This is a genomic window from Nonomuraea angiospora (assembly GCF_014873145.1).
Classification (GTDB): domain Bacteria; phylum Actinomycetota; class Actinomycetes; order Streptosporangiales; family Streptosporangiaceae; genus Nonomuraea; species Nonomuraea angiospora.
The window spans coordinates 6,879,892-6,895,627 of sequence record NZ_JADBEK010000001.1 but is presented as its reverse complement, the minus strand read 5'-3'; the positions used below and the strand labels follow the sequence as shown (position 1 = coordinate 6,895,627).

General features: G+C 71.1%; 15 protein-coding genes. 9 read left to right on the top strand and 6 right to left on the bottom strand.

Translation table 11 applies throughout. The annotated features are described in order from the left end of the window. Nucleotides 1–44 precede the first annotated feature (44 nt). Complete coding sequence (locus H4W80_RS31155) at nucleotides 45–956, top strand: hypothetical protein (RefSeq protein WP_192788343.1); 912 nt, start codon at nucleotides 45–47, stop codon at nucleotides 954–956. On the opposite strand, the gene H4W80_RS31150 is transcribed toward H4W80_RS31155, so the two are convergent. Both H4W80_RS31150 and H4W80_RS31145 read right to left on the bottom strand, forming a co-directional pair. Continuing rightward, nucleotides 949–1,566, bottom strand: coding sequence for a TetR/AcrR family transcriptional regulator (locus tag H4W80_RS31150; protein WP_192788342.1), 618 nt, complete (start codon nucleotides 1,564–1,566; stop codon nucleotides 949–951). The two genes, H4W80_RS31155 and H4W80_RS31150, sit on opposite strands and share 8 nt — an antisense overlap. Nucleotides 1,567–1,622: 56 nt before the next feature. Further along, the gene (locus H4W80_RS31145; RefSeq protein WP_192788341.1) at nucleotides 1,623–2,018 is read right to left on the bottom strand and encodes a hypothetical protein; all 396 of its coding nucleotides are present in this window, start codon (nucleotides 2,016–2,018) and stop codon (nucleotides 1,623–1,625) included. A gap of 101 nt (nucleotides 2,019–2,119) precedes the next feature. Between H4W80_RS31145 and H4W80_RS31140 the strand changes: the two genes are divergently transcribed. After that, nucleotides 2,120–2,740, top strand: a complete 621-nt coding sequence (locus H4W80_RS31140; RefSeq protein ID WP_318787146.1) for an HAD family hydrolase — start codon at nucleotides 2,120–2,122, stop codon at nucleotides 2,738–2,740. Between the two features lie 89 nt (nucleotides 2,741–2,829). Further along, on the top strand, nucleotides 2,830–3,225 hold the full coding sequence (locus tag H4W80_RS31135; RefSeq protein ID WP_185068960.1) for a cold-shock protein: 396 nt from the start codon (nucleotides 2,830–2,832) through the stop codon (nucleotides 3,223–3,225). A 12-nt stretch (nucleotides 3,226–3,237) separates the two neighbouring features. On the opposite strand, the gene H4W80_RS31130 is transcribed toward H4W80_RS31135, so the two are convergent. Continuing rightward, nucleotides 3,238–4,752, bottom strand: a complete 1,515-nt coding sequence (locus H4W80_RS31130; RefSeq protein WP_225963764.1) for an MFS transporter — start codon at nucleotides 4,750–4,752, stop codon at nucleotides 3,238–3,240. Nucleotides 4,753–4,877: 125 nt separating this feature from the next. Between H4W80_RS31130 and H4W80_RS31125 the strand changes: the two genes are divergently transcribed. Then, on the top strand, nucleotides 4,878–5,678 hold the full coding sequence (locus H4W80_RS31125) for a DUF3027 domain-containing protein (protein ID WP_192788340.1): 801 nt from the start codon (nucleotides 4,878–4,880) through the stop codon (nucleotides 5,676–5,678). Between the two features lie 56 nt (nucleotides 5,679–5,734). Further along, on the top strand, nucleotides 5,735–8,767 hold the full coding sequence (locus H4W80_RS31120; RefSeq protein WP_192788339.1) for a sacsin N-terminal ATP-binding-like domain-containing protein: 3,033 nt from the start codon (nucleotides 5,735–5,737) through the stop codon (nucleotides 8,765–8,767). 42 nt (nucleotides 8,768–8,809) lie between these two features. On the opposite strand, the gene H4W80_RS31115 is transcribed toward H4W80_RS31120, so the two are convergent. Further along, complete coding sequence (locus H4W80_RS31115; protein WP_192788338.1) at nucleotides 8,810–10,261, bottom strand: alpha/beta hydrolase; 1,452 nt, start codon at nucleotides 10,259–10,261, stop codon at nucleotides 8,810–8,812. Nucleotides 10,262–10,354: 93 nt separating this feature from the next. Further along, a complete protein-coding gene (locus H4W80_RS31110) occupies nucleotides 10,355–10,564 on the bottom strand; it encodes a DUF2530 domain-containing protein (RefSeq protein WP_192788337.1) in 210 nt (69 codons plus the stop codon). An 83-nt stretch (nucleotides 10,565–10,647) separates the two neighbouring features. Between H4W80_RS31110 and H4W80_RS31105 the strand changes: the two genes are divergently transcribed. From H4W80_RS31105 to thpR, 4 genes are all read left to right on the top strand, one after another. Next, a complete protein-coding gene (locus H4W80_RS31105; RefSeq protein ID WP_192788336.1) occupies nucleotides 10,648–12,090 on the top strand; it encodes an NCS2 family permease in 1,443 nt (480 codons plus the stop codon). Between the two features lie 116 nt (nucleotides 12,091–12,206). Continuing rightward, nucleotides 12,207–12,731, top strand: coding sequence for a MarR family winged helix-turn-helix transcriptional regulator (locus H4W80_RS31100; protein WP_192788335.1), 525 nt, complete (start codon nucleotides 12,207–12,209; stop codon nucleotides 12,729–12,731). 23 nt (nucleotides 12,732–12,754) lie between these two features. Beyond that, nucleotides 12,755–13,978, top strand: a complete 1,224-nt coding sequence (locus H4W80_RS31095; RefSeq protein ID WP_192788334.1) for an MFS transporter — start codon at nucleotides 12,755–12,757, stop codon at nucleotides 13,976–13,978. A gap of 51 nt (nucleotides 13,979–14,029) precedes the next feature. Continuing rightward, on the top strand, nucleotides 14,030–14,587 hold the full coding sequence (gene thpR, locus H4W80_RS31090; protein WP_192788333.1) for an RNA 2',3'-cyclic phosphodiesterase: 558 nt from the start codon (nucleotides 14,030–14,032) through the stop codon (nucleotides 14,585–14,587). 95 nt (nucleotides 14,588–14,682) lie between these two features. On the opposite strand, the gene H4W80_RS31085 is transcribed toward thpR, so the two are convergent. Next, nucleotides 14,683–15,651, bottom strand: coding sequence for an aldo/keto reductase (locus H4W80_RS31085; protein WP_192788332.1), 969 nt, complete (start codon nucleotides 15,649–15,651; stop codon nucleotides 14,683–14,685). Between the last annotated feature and the right edge of the window lie 85 nt (nucleotides 15,652–15,736).

The following is a 15,736-nucleotide window of genomic DNA, read 5'->3' as shown; positions in this document are numbered from 1 at the left end:
GTTGCCATGGTATGTCCCACCTGATTGGGGCAGCATTGCTTGACGTGATAGAGCGCGCGGACCAGCTCGTCCTGAACTACGTCTCCAAGGCGGCCGACGCCGCCCACGGCGTGCTCAGGGCCGACCAGCGCCTCGACTTCGCCAAGCGGCTGCGCGCCAGGATCGAGGTGGAGCGGCGCGGCAGCCAGAACGCGCGCGAGGTGTCGAAGGTGCTGGCCAGGTTCGGCGACCCGGCGGCGCTGGTGGAGCGCGAGGCGCGCCGGCTCGCCGAGGCGGGCGTCCCCACCATGCGAGCCGAGGCGGGTGTCCCCGCCGCGCGCGCCGCCGAGGCGGGTCCGCCGGCGCAGCCGTCCGGGGCCCAAAGCGGGGCCGAGACGGCCCAAAGCGTGACGCGGCCGTTCGGGGACGAGGGCTCCACGCGGCGCTTCCCCACGATCGTGGACGACGCCGACGCGCCCCCGGGCGTGCGGACGTACCGGAGGATCGCCACGGAGAGCCTCGGCACGGGCCGGGGCCTGCCGTTCGCCGGGCTGCGCAGGATGGCCATGTCCAGCGCGAACCCCATGGCGACCGGCGGCAGGGACGCCAGGACCCTGGTCAAGGAGCACCCGCGCGACGCCGCCGCGATGGTCGTCCTCGTGGTGGCCGCGCTGCTGCTGCCGTTCGACCTGCCGCCGCTGGCGATCTTCGAGATCCCCGTGCTGGTGTGGGCGGCCGGGGCGGTGCTCGTGCTGTTCAGCGAGAGCTGGAGCCTGCGCGACAAACTGCTCGGGATCGGGGCGCCGCTGCTCGGCTACTCGGCGGGCGGCGTGCTCGTCGGGGGTCTGCGGGTGGGGAGCGAGCCGGGGTTACAGGCGTTCTTCGCGCAGTTCTACAGCGTCAGCGGCACCATGTTCATGATCGGGACGGGGCTGGGCGTGATCTGGCTGGCCTACCGGCTGCTCGACGTCAGCTGACCGGCGCGGGGCTGGGCAGCAGGCCGACCGCCAGGCGCACCCACGCGGCGACGAACTCGTCCTTGTCCGCGTAGCCCGGCAGCTCGCCCACCGTCTCCTGGAACAGCCGGTAGTGCACCACGGAGCCGCCCAGCACCACGGAGATGCCGGCCCAGTCGACCTCGACGTCCGTGTACTCGGGCTGTGCCCTGAACCACGTGACGATCGCGTCGAACATGGGCTGCAGCAGCCCTTCCCTGACCACGGCGACCAGCTCGGGGAACTGGCTCAGGTCGCGGAAGAACACCCGCGTCAGCTCGGACTCCTCGCGGACCTTGGCCAGCCCGGCGCGGCACAGGTGGGACAGGCGATCCTCCAGCGCCGCCGACGCCTCCATGCTGCTCAGCTCGGCCAGGCTCTCCGCCACCTGGCTCCTGGTGCGGGTGGCGTGCTCGTTGATCGCCGCGGCGAGCACTTCGTACTTGGACTTGAAGTGCCGGTAGAGCCCGCCGGCGCCGGGCGAGAGCCCTGACGCGGCCTCGATCTCCGCCACGGAGGTGGCGGAGTAGCCCCGCTCCGCGAACAGCCGCAGGGCCTCATCGATGATCCGCGCACGGGTCGATCTGGTCATATCTATCCTGTTACCTCCGCCTTGAGAGTAGTCGCAGTACGTAGCGGGGGCCGCACCTACGGAGCGGCGCGCCGGATCAGGCCCGCCAGCGCCGAGCCGGCGATCAGCCAGACGATCGCGGCCAGGGCGTAGTTGACCAGCGCGGTCCAGCGCGGGTCGGCGAGCTGGAACAGGTTGGCCAGGCCAAGGGACAGCCAGGCGGCGAACGACTCGACGAACTGGTACCAGACGTTGGCGGGGTTGGCCTTGAACACCGTGAAGACCGCGTACAGGATCACGACCAGCGCCGCCAGCCGCGAGGCGAGCCTGACCAGATAGGCCAGGGCCGACACGGCCCGGCTCCAGACCGTCACGGGCGGGCCGCCGGGCCGGGCGGGTCTGTGCGGGCGCGGCGGGGCGGAGGAGGCGACGAGCCGGTCTCCGGCGTGCGGCGGTTGGGGGGCGTTGGTCACGGCCGCTCCTCTCCGATAAGTAATTCCTTTCTTCCCATTCCCACGCTCCCACAACAAGAGGCCGTTACGAGGCGTAGGACGGCGTTTGGCATCCTGCACATGTGACGACTTCCGTGGGATTCGACCTTGACATGACATTGGCGGACACGCGAGTGGGCATCGCGGCCGTTTACGACGAGCTGTCCGTGCGTTTGGGGGTGGCCATTGACTCGGCGGCGGTGGTGACCCGGCTGGGGCCGCCGCTGGAGGTGGAGCTGGCCAACTGGCTGCCCGCCGAGGAGGTCGCCGCGGCCGCCGACCTTTATAGGGAGATATATCCGCAAATAGGGGTGCCGGTGCACACGGCCATGGCGGGCGCGTACGAGGCCATCGAGGCCGTACGCGCAGGCGGCGGCCGGGTGATCGTGGTGACCGGCAAGAACCTGCGTGACGCCATCGGCACGGTCAAGGTGCTCGGCCTCGCGGTGGACGAAGTGGTCGGTTCCGTTTTCGGTGCCGCGAAGGGATCGGCACTCGCGCGGTTCGGCGCGGCGGCTTATGTTGGTGACCATGTCGCGGACATCGAGGCGGCGCGCGCGGGCGGCGCCGTCAGCGTGGCGGTCGCGACCGGCCCTTACACGGCAGGAGAGCTGCGTGAACACGGAGCGGATGTGGCGCTGGCCAACCTGACCGAATTCGCCACCTGGTTCGCAGGTTGGCGCAAGCATGATGAACTCCGGTAATTGCCCGGGATTTACCCGGTCGCCCTGGCGCGCTCCGGGGCATAACCTACTTCCATCCATCTTTTCGACTGTTTGAACGAGGTCCTCCTGTGCCGAGTGGCAAGGTCAAGTGGTATGACGCCGACAAGGGGTTCGGCTTCCTCACCCGCGACGACGGCGGTGAGGTCTTCGTGCATTCATCCGCGCTGCCCACAGGTGCGGCCCCGCTCAAGCCCGGCCAGAAGGTCGAGTTCGGCGTGGCCGAGGGGCGCCGCGGCCAGCAGGCGCTCTCGGTGCGGATCCTCGAGCAGCCGCCGACGCTGGCCAAGCCCAAGCCCAAGGCCAAGCGGAAGAAGCCGGACGAGATGGTCGTCATCGTCGAGGACCTGATCAAGCTGCTCGACGACGTCTCGACCTCCTACCAGCGGGGCAAGCACCCGGAGGCGGCCCACGCCAAGAAGATCGCGCAGGTGCTCAGGGCCGTCGCCGACGATCTCGACGCCTGAGACCTCCGGCGTTCAGCTGTTCGGGTTGGTGAGCGGCTTGGTCGGGTCGAGCGTGTCGGTCAGCTGGAGGTCGTGACCGCCCGCCTCGGCCCGCTGCCTGCGCAGCTTGTCGTCGGTCGCGCGTACGCGCCGCCGCCTGGCGATCAGCAGCCAGCCGAGCGTGGCCGTCAGCGCGACGGCCAGCGTGACCAGCCCGGCCACGCTGCTCTCCGACAGCGACAGCACCAGCCCGACCAGGCCGCCGAACACCCAGGCGAGCTGGAGCATGGCCTCGACCACGCCGAACGTGGACGAGCGCACCTCCTCGCCGATCTCCCGCTGCACGATCGCGTCGAGCGCGAGCTTGCCCAGCTCCTGCGCGAAGGCCGTGACCAGCGAGATGGCCAGCGCGGTCCACAGGCCGAAGAAGATCGCGGTGGCGATGCTGGTCACGACGGTCACGCCCAGCGTGACCAGCACGATCAGCTGGGGCGAGTGATTACGCGTCCAGTTGGCCACGGCGGCGCCGGCCAGGCCTCCCAGCCCGGCCGCGGCCGCCAGCAGCGCGATCGTCTTGGGGATGTCGAAGAACGGGTCCTGCGACGGCCCGGCCCCCAGCCAGGGCACCGCCTTGTCCTGCACCAGGAACAGCAGGAAGAACAGCAGGAACCCGGAGAAGACGCGCAGCGCCACGTTGGCCCAGACGGCCTCGGCCACCGCGGGGCCCACCTTGAGCAGGGTGCGCCAGCGGGGCGGGGCCCCCTCCTCCTCCAGGTCGGGCGAGTCGACGTGGCGCGGCAGGCGTACGGCGACGACTCCCAGCAGCAGGAAGGCCACCATCGCGACCCGCAGCACCAGCGCGCTGCCCAGCCAGGCGGTCAGCCCGGCGCCGACCGGCACCGCGACCCCCGCGGCGACTAACGTGAACAGCGCCACCCGCGCGTTCGCCGACACCAGCGTGATGTCCGCGGGCAGCACGCTCGGCATGATCGCGGCCCGCGACACGTTGTACGCCTTCGACAGCACCAGCACGCCCAGCGCCCCGATGAACAGCGTGGGCAGGTCGCCGGGGCCCACCGCGGCCGCCATCGCGAAGCAGAGCAGCCCCCGCCCGAACAGCGTGCCCGCCATCACGTAGCGCCGCCCCGACCTGAACCGGTCGAGGATCGGCCCCACGAACGGCGCGAGCAGCCCGAACGGCAGCATCGTGATGACCAGGTAGAGGGCCACCGAGCCGCGGGCCTCGCCCACCGGCACGCCGAAGAACACCGTGCTCGCCAGCGCCACCGTGACCAGCGCGTCGCTCGCGCTGTTGCCCGCCGACAGCTCGATCAGGCGGCCGAGCCCGGTGCGGCCGGCGCCGTTGGCGTACGTGAGGCGGCGCGTGGCTTTGCCGACTTTTCGCGCACCTTTTGCCGTGGCCTTGCTCGCCCTGGCCGTGCCGCCGGCCGTGGCCCTGCCCGCGCGCACGGTCGCACGTCCCGCGTCGGCGGCCCCGCGTGCCACCCGCCGCGAGATGTCGCGTGCCCGGCCCCAGCCTCCCTCCACGCATACCAGTCTTACCTGATTCGTCCGCGATCTCGGTGCGGGATCCCCCGTTGTGGGACTCTCAGGTCCGCCCATGGGTGAGAATGAAGTGTGAGCGAACAGCACCTTTCGGCGGAGGGCCCCCGATGAGCCGCACCAGGGCCCGCGTCTCCGCTCCCGACCAGGCCTGTGTCGCCGCGGTCGATCTGGCGCGCAGCGCGGCCGAGGAGCTCGCGCGGCCGGGCGAGCCCGGTGAGCACCTCGGGTTCGAGGGCGAGGGCGACCGGATCGTCACCCACTACTTCGCCTGCCTCGACCGGGCATACCGCGGCTGGCGCTGGGCCGTCACCGTCACGCGTGCCTCGCGGGCCAAGAAGGTCACGGTCAGCGAGGCCGTCCTGCTGCCCGGCGCGGGGGCGCTGCTCGCGCCCGAGTGGCTGCCGTGGAGCGAGCGCCTGCGCCCCGGCGACCTCGGCGTGGGCGACCTGCTGCCGACCCCCGAAGACGACGACAGGCTCGTGCCGGGCTTCACCGAGACCGACGACGACAGCGACCATCAGGCGGTTTTCGAGTACGGCCTGGGCCGGGCCCGTGTGCTCTCGGCCATCGGCAAGGACCGGGCGGCCAGGCGCTGGCACTCGGGCGAGCACGGGCCGCACACGCCGATCGCACACGCCGCTCCCGCGCAGTGTTCCACCTGCGGCTTCTACTGGCCGCTCGCGGGTGGCTTGCGGCTGACGTTCGGGGTCTGCGCCAATGAGTACGCCCCCGACGACGGCAAGGTCGTCGCCGCCGACCACGGCTGCGGCGCCCACTCCGAGGCCGCCGTCCTGCCGCCGTCCGTCGAGCAGGCCACGCCGATCCTCGACGACCTGGGTTATGACCTGATGGAGGAGGAGGCGGGTTCGGTCGACGAGTCGGCCTCCGAAGAACTCGGCCATTCCTGACAGAGCAGGCCGCTAACCTACGCGTGGCCGTTACCCCTCTACCAGGATCGTGATCGATGACCGACACCTATGGCACTGACCGGATGCGAGCCGCCGTCCTCTCCGCGTGGACGGCCTCGCCCGCGAGGTTCCGCGAAGACGCCAACGCCGAAGAGGACTTCGCGCTCGGCGGCTACCGGGACCGGCTGATCGTCGAGCTCGCCCAGAACGCCGCCGACGCGGCCTTGCGCGCGGGCGTGCCGGGGGTGCTGCGGCTGACGCTCAGGGGCGACGTGCTGACGGCCGCCAACACCGGCGCCCCGCTCGACGCGACCGGGGTGGAGGGCCTGTCGACGCTGCGCGTCTCCGGCAAACGCGACGAGGTGGGCGCGGCGGGGCGGTTCGGCGTCGGGTTCGCCGCGGTGGTCTCGGTCTGCGACGAGCCCGCCATCTGCTCGCGCGGCAGCGGCGCGGTCCGCTGGTCGCGTTCGGAGACCGCCGCCGCGGTGGCGGAGATCCCCGCGCTCGCGGGCGAGCTGGCAGACCGTTCGGGGCACGTTCCGCTGCTCAGGCTGCCGTTCGACGCGCCGGCGCTCGACGTGCCCGAGGGTTTCGACACCGTCGTACGCCTGCCGCTGCGCGACCCGGTCTGCGTGGACGCGGTCCGGCGCATGCTCGCCGAGACCAGCCCGGCGCTGCTGCTCGGCATGCCGGCGCTGGAGGCCATCGAGGTCGACCTCGACGGGTCGGTCCGCACCGTGGCCGCCGACGGCTGGCACGTGGTCTCGGAGTCGGGGGAGTTCACGGCCGAGGAGGTGGGCCGGCTCTTCGCCGACCGGCCCACCGAGGAGCGCGCCCGCCCCTACTGGTCGCTGCGCTGGGCCGTGCCGCTCACCGGCACCGGCGAGCCCGGGCCGCTGCCCGCCGCGGTGCCGCCGGTGGTGCACGCGCCGACGCCCAGCGACGAGCCGCTCGACCTGCCCGCGCTGCTGATCGCGTCGTTCCCGATGGCCACCGACCGGCGCCACTTCGCCAAGGGGCCGCTGGCCGACTTCCTGGTCGAGCGGGTGGCCGACGCCTACGTCCGCCTGCTCCAGGAGCTGCCGCGCACGCCCAAGCTGCTCGACCTGGTGCCGTCGCTGATGGGCAAGGGCGAGCTGGACGCCAGGATCCGCCGGGCCGTGCTGGCCAGGCTGCCCTCGACGCCGCTGCTGCCGGCGCTGTCCGCGCCCGCCCCCGCCGTGCAGACCCCGTCCTTCGCCGACGCGGAGGTCTACGAGCCCGACGCGCAGTGGCAGGTCGAGCACCCCGCCCGTGAGCCCGAGGGCGACGGGTGGGTGGTCGCGGGCCGGGAGGCGGCCGTGGTGGCCGCCGGCTCCGCCGAGCTGCTCGCGGCGGTCGCCGACTTCGTGCCGGGGCTGCTGCCCGCCGGGTGGCCCGCCAGGCATCCGGCGATGGCCGCGCTGGGCGTGCGCAGGGTCGAGCTGGCCGACGTGATCGACCTGCTGTCGGGCGAGGCCGTGGAGGCGCGCGAGCCGTCGTGGTGGCGCTCGCTCTACGAGGTGCTGCCCGCCGACGATCCCGAGTCGCTGGGCGCCCTGCCGGTGCCGCTGACCGACGGTCGGCTGGTGCGCGGGCCGCGCGGCACGCTGATCCTCACCGACGGCGGGGCCGAGCTGGACCTCAGCCCGCTGGGGCTGCGCATCGTGCACCCCGAGGCGGCCCACCAGGCGCTGCTCAGGCTGGGCGCGGCCGAGGCCACGCCGCGCACGATCCTCGAAGACCCGCTGACCAAGGCCGCCGTCGCGCAGTCGCTCGACAGCCCCGACCCGGAGCCGGTGGCGCGGGCCGTGCTGTCGCTGGTGGAGGCCTCGGCGCTGGCGCCCGGCGAGGCGCCGTGGCTGGCCGAGCTGGCCCTGCGCGGCACCGACGGCGAGCTCTACCCCGCCGGTGAGCTCATGCTGGCCGACGGGGCGCTGGCGGGGCTCCTGGAGCCCGGCACGCACCTCGGCGTGGCCGCCTCCGAGCTGGAGGAGGAGTACGGCGCGCGGGTGCTGGCCGCGGCCGGGGTGCTCGACGGGTTCGCGACGGTCCACGAGGCGGACGTGCTGCTCGACCAGGACGACTGCGACCACGACCTCGACGGCGAGGACGACTGGCTCGACCACGTGCTCGACCTGCTGCCCGAGCTGGGCGTGCCGCCGATGGTGCCGGAGTTCCTGGCGGTGCGCGACCTGGAGCTGGTGGCCGACTGGCCGGCCGCGCTCGCGCTGCTGAGCCGCCCGCCGCTGCGGGCCGCCCTGCACCCGCTGCGGGTGGCCGGCGTGGAGGTGCCGTCCTACACGGCGTGGTGGCTGGCCAACCACCCGGTGCTCGACGGGCGCAAGCCGCTGGAGCTGCGGCTGCCCGGCGCCGACCCGCTGCTCCAGGGCCTCTACGCCGACGCGCCCGCGGGGCTCGACGAGGCCGCCCTGTCGATGCTCGGGGTGCGCACGACGCTGCCCGAGCTGCTCGCCTCCCACGGCGGCCCGGAGGAGCTCCTGGACCTGATGGCCGACCCGGCCGTCGAGGTGGACCGGGCCCAGCTGCGGGCCCTGTGGATCGCGCTGGCGGGCGTGGACCCGTCCCGGGTGGCTCCGCCGTCCCGGGTCCGCGCGGTCCTGGCGGGCTCCATCGTGGTGGCCGCCGCGGAGGACGCGGTGGTGGTGGAGGCGCCCGACCTGCTGCAGCTCGTGGCGGACCGGCCGCTGGTGCTGGCCCCGTACGACCTGGCGGAGTCGCTGTCCGAGCTGCTCGATCTGCCGCTGGCCGGGGAGCTGACCTCCGGGGAGGTCACCTCGCAGGGCCAGGTGCGCCCGGTGCCGCCGCAGGTGCAGGCGCTGCTGCCCACGGCGCCCACCAGCTACGTGGAGCACGAGAAGCTGCTGGTGGACGGGGTGGAGTGCACGTGGCGCTTCTTCGAGGGCATGGTCCACTGCACCGGGCTCGACGGGCTCGCCCGCGGCCTGGCCTGGGCGACCGGCCAGTGGAACGACCGGCTGGCGGTGGCCGCGCTGCTGCGTGACCCGGAGTCGGTGCCCCTCCTGCTCGCCGAGGCCGACCTGTCCTGACCGCCGGTGGGGAGGCGCCCCCGTGGTGCCTCCCCTGCGGCGTCAGGCCGCGCAGGTGGTGGACTTGGCGGGCACCTTGCCCTCCAGCACGTACGCGTCCACCGTCCGCATGACGCACGCGTTGCCCGTCAGGTAGGCCCCGTGGCCCTCGCCCTCGTACGTGACCAGGACGCCCGTCTTGAGCTGGTCCGTGAGCCGCGTGGCCCACTGGTAGGGCGTGGCCGGGTCGCCCTTGCCGCCGATGACCACGATGGGCCCGGAGCCGGTCGCGTCGATGCGCTTGGCCGCGTCGTCGCCCGGCACCGGCCAGTGGGCGCAGGGGGCGCCCGAGCCCTTGGCCGACAGGACCGGGAAGATCTTCTCCACGCGGTCGTTGACCTTGGCGAGGTCGGCGGTGGTGGGCCGCTCGGCGGTGTCGGCGCAGCTGATCGCCTGCAGGCTCGTCATCATCGTCGCGTACGTCCCGTCCGGCCTGCGCCCCGTGTACGCGTCCGCCAGCATGAGCAGCGCCGTGCCGTTGCCCTTGATCGCCGCCGCGGCGGCCTGCTCCAGCACCTGCCAGGTCGCCTTGCTGTAGAGCGGGGTGATGACGCCGAGCTGGCCCAGCCCGTAGGTGAGCTCCCGGTCTCCCACCTTGAGCGGCTTGTCCTTGAGCCCGTCGAGCAGGCCCACGACCGCCTTCTCGACGGCGGCGGGGTCGGCGCCCAGCTCGCAGCTCTGCGCCACGCAGTCCTTGGCGAACGCCTGGAACGCGTGGTCGAAGCCCTCCGCCTGCGTCACCGCCCGCTGCTCCCACGTGACCGTGGGGTCGAAGGCGCTGTCCAGGACGAAGCGGCCGACGTTCTTGGGGAACTGGGTGGCGTACACGGCGCCGAGGTGCGTGCCGTACGAGAGGCCGAAATAGTTGAGCTTGCTGTCGCCGAGCGCGGTCCTGAGCAGGTCGAGGTCCTTGGCGGCGCTCACGGTGCCGACGTACGGCAGGAGCTTGCCCGAGTCCTGCTGACACGCCGCCGCGAACTCCGCGGCCAGCCGGTCGCCGTCGGTCTCAGTCGTCGACGCGAGCAGCTTGGCGATCTGGCCGCCGCACTTGACGCCGGAGCTGCGGTCGACGCCGCGCGGGTCGAAGCTGACCAGGTCGTAGCGGGTGCCCAGGCTCCCGAACGCCCTGGCGGCCTGCGCCATCGTGTCCACGCCGGACGCGCCGGGGCCGCCGAAGTTGAAGACCAGCGAGCCGAGGCGGTCGCCGGTGGCCTTGACGCGGATGAGCGCCAGGTCGATCTTCTCACCGTCCGGCCTGGCGTGGTCGAGCGGGACCTTGAGCTTGCCGCACTCGACGCCGGGGGCTGGGGGCGCCGGCTTGCCGTCCGGGCCCATGAGGTCGGTGCAGGTGCTCCACGCGACCGTACCCGGGTCCTGGGCGGGCGGCCGGGCGGTCGTGCCGCAGCCGGCGAGCACCATCGCGCTCAGGAGGACTGTCCCAATGGCCTTCTTCATACCGACAAGCATGCTGAAGCCGGGATATGTCGATGTAGTGGATGGAAACACCACATCCGGATGACTTCGGCGAAGCGCTGGAGATGACGAATGTCAGTTTCGCTGCCGGCGGCGTACGAACCACATGCCGAAGAGCCCGAAGCCGATCCCCGTCACGCAGGTCCAGATCCACCAGGTGTTCTCGGGGGCGGGACGGAAGATCAACAGGGCGACGAGCGCGACGGCCCAGACCGCGGTGCCGATGGCGACGGCGGCCGTGTCGTTGGTCTTGATCGGCTCCGGATCGGGATGCCACTGCTTCACGTTGTCCAGCCTAGCTTCCAATAGGGTCTCGATCTCATCACCGACTCTTTTCCCAGCTCATCCGGCCTGTCACTCTTCGCGTCGTGAGCGACACTCGTAACGCTATCGACCGTTTCTTCCAAATCTCCCAACGAGGCTCGACCGTCTCCCGTGAGGTGCGGGGCGGCCTGGCCACGTTCTTCACCATGGCCTACATCGTGGTGCTGAACCCCATCATCATTGCCAACGGCACGGACGTACAGAACCAGGTCATCGGCGACGGCACGAAGCCCAACGTGGCGCTCGTCGCCGCCGGCACGGCCTTCGTGGCGGGCGTGCTGACGATCCTCATGGGCGTCGTCGGCCGGGTGCCCTTCGCGATGGCGGCGGGCCTGGGCCTGAACGCCTTCGTCACCTTCAACCTCGCCTCGGTGATGACCTGGGAAGAGGCCATGGGCCTGGTCTTCCTCGAAGGCGTCATCATCGCCATCCTGGTGCTGACCGGGCTTCGGACGGCGGTCTTCCATGCCATCCCGGCCCAGCTCAAGACCGCCATCAGCGTGGGCATCGGCCTGTTCATCGCATTGATCGGCTTCGTGGACGCCGGCTTCGTGCGGCGCGTGCCGGCGGGGCCGCCGCTGGAGATGGGCATCGGGGGCAGCCTGACCTCGTGGCCGATCTTCGTGTTCGTGGTCGGCCTGCTCGCCACGGCCGTGATGGTGGCGCGCAAGGTCAAGGGCGCCATCCTGATCGGCATCGTCGGCACCACCGTGCTGGCCATCGTCGTGGAGCTGATCACCAAGTCCGGCCAGTTCTCGGCCAAGAACCCCGGCGGCTGGCAGCTGAACGTCCCGGGGATCCCCGACCAGATCTTCGGCTTCCACAACCCGCTCACGCTGTTCACGGAGTTCGACCCGTTCGGCGCGTTCAGCAGGATCTCCGTGCTGCTGGCCGTGCTGTTCGTCTTCACCCTGCTCATCACCGACTTCTTCGACACCATGGGCACCATCGTGGGCGTCGGCCGCCAGGCGGGCCTGGTGCAGGAGGACGGGACGCTGCCGCGTACCAGAGAGATCCTGCTCGTCGACTCGATCGGCGCGGCGGCCGGCGGCGCGGGCTCCGTCTCCTCCAACACCACCTACATCGAGTCGGCCGCCGGTGTCGGCGAGGGCGCCCGCACCGGTCTGGCCAGCGTGGTCACCGGGTTGCTGTTCCTCGTGGCGATCTTCTTCGCGCCGCTCGTCACGGTCGTCCCGTACGAGGCCGCCGCGCCCGCGCTGATCGTGGTCGGCTTCCTGATGATGACCTCGATCCGGGACATCGACTGGAACGACTTCGAGGTCGCGATCCCGGCGTTCCTCACCGTCGTGATCATGCCGTTCACGTACTCGATCTCCAACGGCATCGGCGCCGGCTTCATCAGCTACGTGCTGATCAAGGCCGTGCGGGGCAAGGCGCGCGAGGTCCACCCGCTGCTGTGGGGGGTCACGGCGCTGTTCGTCCTGTACTTCGCGATCGGGCCGATCCGGGTGCTCTTCGGCGTCTGAGCACGCCTTGAAGCCGCCCTGCGCGTGCGGGGCGGCTTCGAGGTACCAAGGAGGTACCAGATATTTGCTTTCGGAAATTTCTCGACATGCCGTATAGTTAGCAAAGGTAATGAGTAATGCTAACCAACACCCAGCCCAAGACGGACCTGCGCAGCGACGCAGGCCTGGCTTCAGCCCTGCGCGTCTCAATGGCAAGGCTGACCAGGCGGCTACGACGACAGGCGGCAGCTCACTCGCTGACTCCCACGCAGTTCGCGACGCTCGCCGCGATCGAGCGCAGGAGCTCGCGACGAGAGAGCGAGGGACGAGCCAACGAGGAGCGAAGCGGGCGCGACAGTCAGACAGCACGGCATTCCGGGATAACCCCCGGCGAATTGGCCGAGCTCGAGAAGGTTCAACCGCCCTCGATGACCCGCGTGATCGCCGCCCTCGAGGAGCGCGGCCTGGTCTCGCGCAGCCCGCATCCGACCGACCGGCGACAGGTGACCGTGACGATCACCGAGGCCGCCGAGAAGCTGCTGAAGGAGGAGCGGCGCCGCAAGGAGGCGTGGCTGACGCAGCGGCTGAAGGAGCTCTCGCCGGAGGAGCGGGCGGTGCTGCGGCAGGCGGCGCCGATTCTGGAGAAGCTCAGCAGGATATAGAGCCTGAAGAACCCAAGACCGGGATGTTCCGGTCGCTCAGGATTCCTAACTACCGCATGTTCGCGGCAGGTGGCATCGTCTCCAACGTCGGCACCTGGCTGCAGCGCACCGCCCAGGACTGGCTGGTGCTCGATCTGACCCACGGCAGCGCGGCGGCGCTCGGAACGGCGACCGCGCTGCAGTTCCTGCCGATGCTGATCTTCGGGATGTTCGGCGGCGTGCTCGCCGACCGCTACCCCAAGCGGCCCATCCTCATCGGCGCGCAGTCGCTCATGGCCGTCCTGGCGCTGACTATCGGCGTGCTCACCATGACGGGCTCGGCCCAGGTCTGGCACGTGTACGTGATGGCGTTCCTGCTCGGCCTGATCTCCTGCGTCGAGGTGCCCACGCGGCAGGCGTTCGTGGTCGAGATGGTCGGCCGGCGCGACCTGTCCAACGCCATCGCCCTGAACAGCTCCATCTTCAACCTCGCCCGTGTGGTCGGCCCGGCGCTCGCCGGTGTGCTGATCTACGTGCTCGGTGGCACGGGGCCGATCTTCCTGATCAACGCGACGACCTTCGGCGCGGTGATCTCCAGCCTGGTCTTCATGCGCAAGTCCGAGCTGAACCCCGCCGCGCCCGTCCCCAGGGCCAAGGGCCAGCTCCGCGAGGGGCTCCGGTACGTGATCGAGCGCGAAGAGCTGCTCATGCCGGTGCTGCTGATCGGGTTCGTGTCGATGTTCTCGCAGTCGTTCTCGATGTCGATCGCGCTCATGGCCCGCGAGGTGTTCAAGGCCGGGGCGTCCTCGTTCGGGCTGGCCTCCAGCATGTTCGCGGTGGGAGCGCTCGGGGGAGCGCTGCTGGCCGCGCGCCGGGCGCGACTGTCACGCAAGGTGCTGATGGCCGGGGCGCTCGGGTTCGGGCTCTTCCAGATCGCCACCGGGCTGGCCCCGTTCTACCCCGTCTACCTGCTGCTGCTGATCCCGACCGGGATCGCGCTGATCACCATCAACACGGCCGCCAACGCCAGCGTCCAGATCGCCACGTCCCCCGACATGCGGGGCCGGGTCATGGGGATCTACATGCTGGTGTTCACCGGCGGGGCTCCCGTGGGCGCGCCGCTGATCGGCTGGCTGTCGGAGCTGGGCGGGCCGCGGGCGGGCGTGATCCTGTCCGGCGTGCTGGTGCTCGTCGGCACCGGGCTGGCATTGCTGGTGACGCGCCTGATCAGCGCCCGCGTCGCGAAGCCGGCGCTCGCGGTCGCCTGAGCCCCCACCCTGGGGCTCGGGCGGCAGGCCGGCAAGAGACAATCAGGTGGTATGAGGCTGTTCGCGGCGCTGGTGCCGCCCGACGAGATCCTGGACGAGATCTCGCGTGCCATCGCGCCGCACGTCGGGCAGGTGCCGGGGCTGCGCTGGCCCGACCGTGCCACCTGGCACATCACGCTGGGCTTCTTCGGCGAGGTGCCCGAGCAGGTGCTGCCCGAGCTGGAGGAGCGCCTGGCCCGCGCCGTACGCCGCTACAGCGTCCTCGACCTGGCCTTCACCGGCTTCGGCGCCTTCTCCTCCGCCCGCCGGGCCAGGGTCTTCTGGGTGGGCGTCACGGGCGACTCCATGACGAGGCTGGCGGACTCGGTCAAGGCGGGCGCCCGGCGGGCCGGGGCCGTACAGACCGATGAGAAACGGTTTCACCCGCACCTCACGCTGGCCCGCGCCAAGACCGAGACGGACCTGCGCCCGCTGGTCGAGTCGCTGTCCGGGTTCAGCGGCTCGCCGTGGCGGGCGGAGCAGGTCCGTCTCGTCCGCAGTCACGCAGGGTCCCAGGTGAGGTACGAGTCACTCGCCGAATGGGCGCTCGCACCCTCCGGGCAGAGCTAGGCTCCAGACCGTGGATCGTCCTCGCATGTGGCTGCTGCCCATTGTGCTCGGCCTGCTCTTGCTCATCGTCGTCGTCGGCGCACTGGTGAGCTGAGCTACCAGGCGTAGTCCTCCGGGGCCGTGCGGTGGCCGGGGAAGATCTCGTCGAGACGGGTCAGCGTGGCCTCGTCGAGGTCGATCTCCAGGGTGCGCAGGCTGCCCTCGAGCTGCTCCAGGGTGCGCGGGCCGATGATCGGCGCGACCACCGCCCGCTGCTTGAGCAGCCAGGCCAGGGCCACGTACGCCGGGTCCTCGCCCAGCTCGTCACAGAGCTTCTCGTACTGCTCGATCTTGTCGCGGTGCTTGTCGAGCTGCTTGACCATGTGCTCGGAGGCCGAGCGGCCCTTGTCGATCTTGCGCAGCACGCCGCCGAGCAGGCCGCCGGCCAGCGGGCTCCACGGGATCACGCCGAGCCCGTAGTCCTCGCACGCGGGCAGCACCTCCAGCTCGACCGCGCGGGTGAGCAGGTTGTAGTGGGACTGCTCGCTGATGAGGCCGTTGACGTTACGCCGGGCGGCCGCCTCCTGGGCCTTGGCGATGTGCCAGCCGGCGAAGTTGGACGACCCCACGTAGATGATCTTGCCCTGCTGGCGCAGGACGTCCATCGCCTCCCAGAACTCCTCGTACGGGGTGTCCCGGTCGACGTGGTGTGCCTGGTAGATGTCGATGTAGTCGGTCTGCAGCCGCTTCAGCGAGGCGTCGCAGGCCCTGCGGATGTTGAGGGCCGACAGCTTCTGGTCGTTGGGCCAGTCGCTCATCTTGCCGTTGAGCTTGGTCGCGATGACGGTCTTCTCCCGGCGCCCGCCGCCCTGGGCGAACCACCGGCCGATGATCTGCTCGGTGATGCCCTCGCCCAGCTTCCAGCCGTACACGTTGGCCGTGTCGAAGAAGTTGATCCCCAGCTCCAGGGCCCGGTCCATGATCGCGAAGGAGTCTTCCTCCGTGGTCAGGGGGCCGAAGTTCATGGTGCCGAGGCAGAGCGGGCTCACCTGCAGGCCACTGCGTCCGAGGTTGACGTAATCCATGACTTCAACCCTAAAGACCTGGAGCGCACTCCAGGCCATACACTAGGTCCATGATCTCGAATGGAGCGCTGACGGACACCCGCGC

Excerpts from the sequence above, each read along its gene's own strand:
- H4W80_RS31150 (WP_192788342.1), bottom strand. The coding sequence starts at position 1,566 with ATGACCAGATCGACCCGTGCGCGGATCATCGATGAGGCCCTGCGGCTG.
- H4W80_RS31125 (WP_192788340.1), top strand. The coding sequence starts at position 4,878 with ATGAGCCGCACCAGGGCCCGCGTCTCCGCTCCCGACCAGGCCTGTGTC.
- H4W80_RS31120 (WP_192788339.1), top strand. The coding sequence starts at position 5,735 with ATGACCGACACCTATGGCACTGACCGGATGCGAGCCGCCGTCCTCTCC.
- H4W80_RS31115 (WP_192788338.1), bottom strand. The coding sequence starts at position 10,261 with ATGAAGAAGGCCATTGGGACAGTCCTCCTGAGCGCGATGGTGCTCGCC.
- H4W80_RS31100 (WP_192788335.1), top strand. The coding sequence starts at position 12,207 with ATGCTAACCAACACCCAGCCCAAGACGGACCTGCGCAGCGACGCAGGC.
- H4W80_RS31095 (WP_192788334.1), top strand. The coding sequence starts at position 12,755 with ATGTTCCGGTCGCTCAGGATTCCTAACTACCGCATGTTCGCGGCAGGT.
- thpR (WP_192788333.1), top strand. The coding sequence starts at position 14,030 with ATGAGGCTGTTCGCGGCGCTGGTGCCGCCCGACGAGATCCTGGACGAG.
- H4W80_RS31085 (WP_192788332.1), bottom strand. The coding sequence starts at position 15,651 with ATGGATTACGTCAACCTCGGACGCAGTGGCCTGCAGGTGAGCCCGCTC.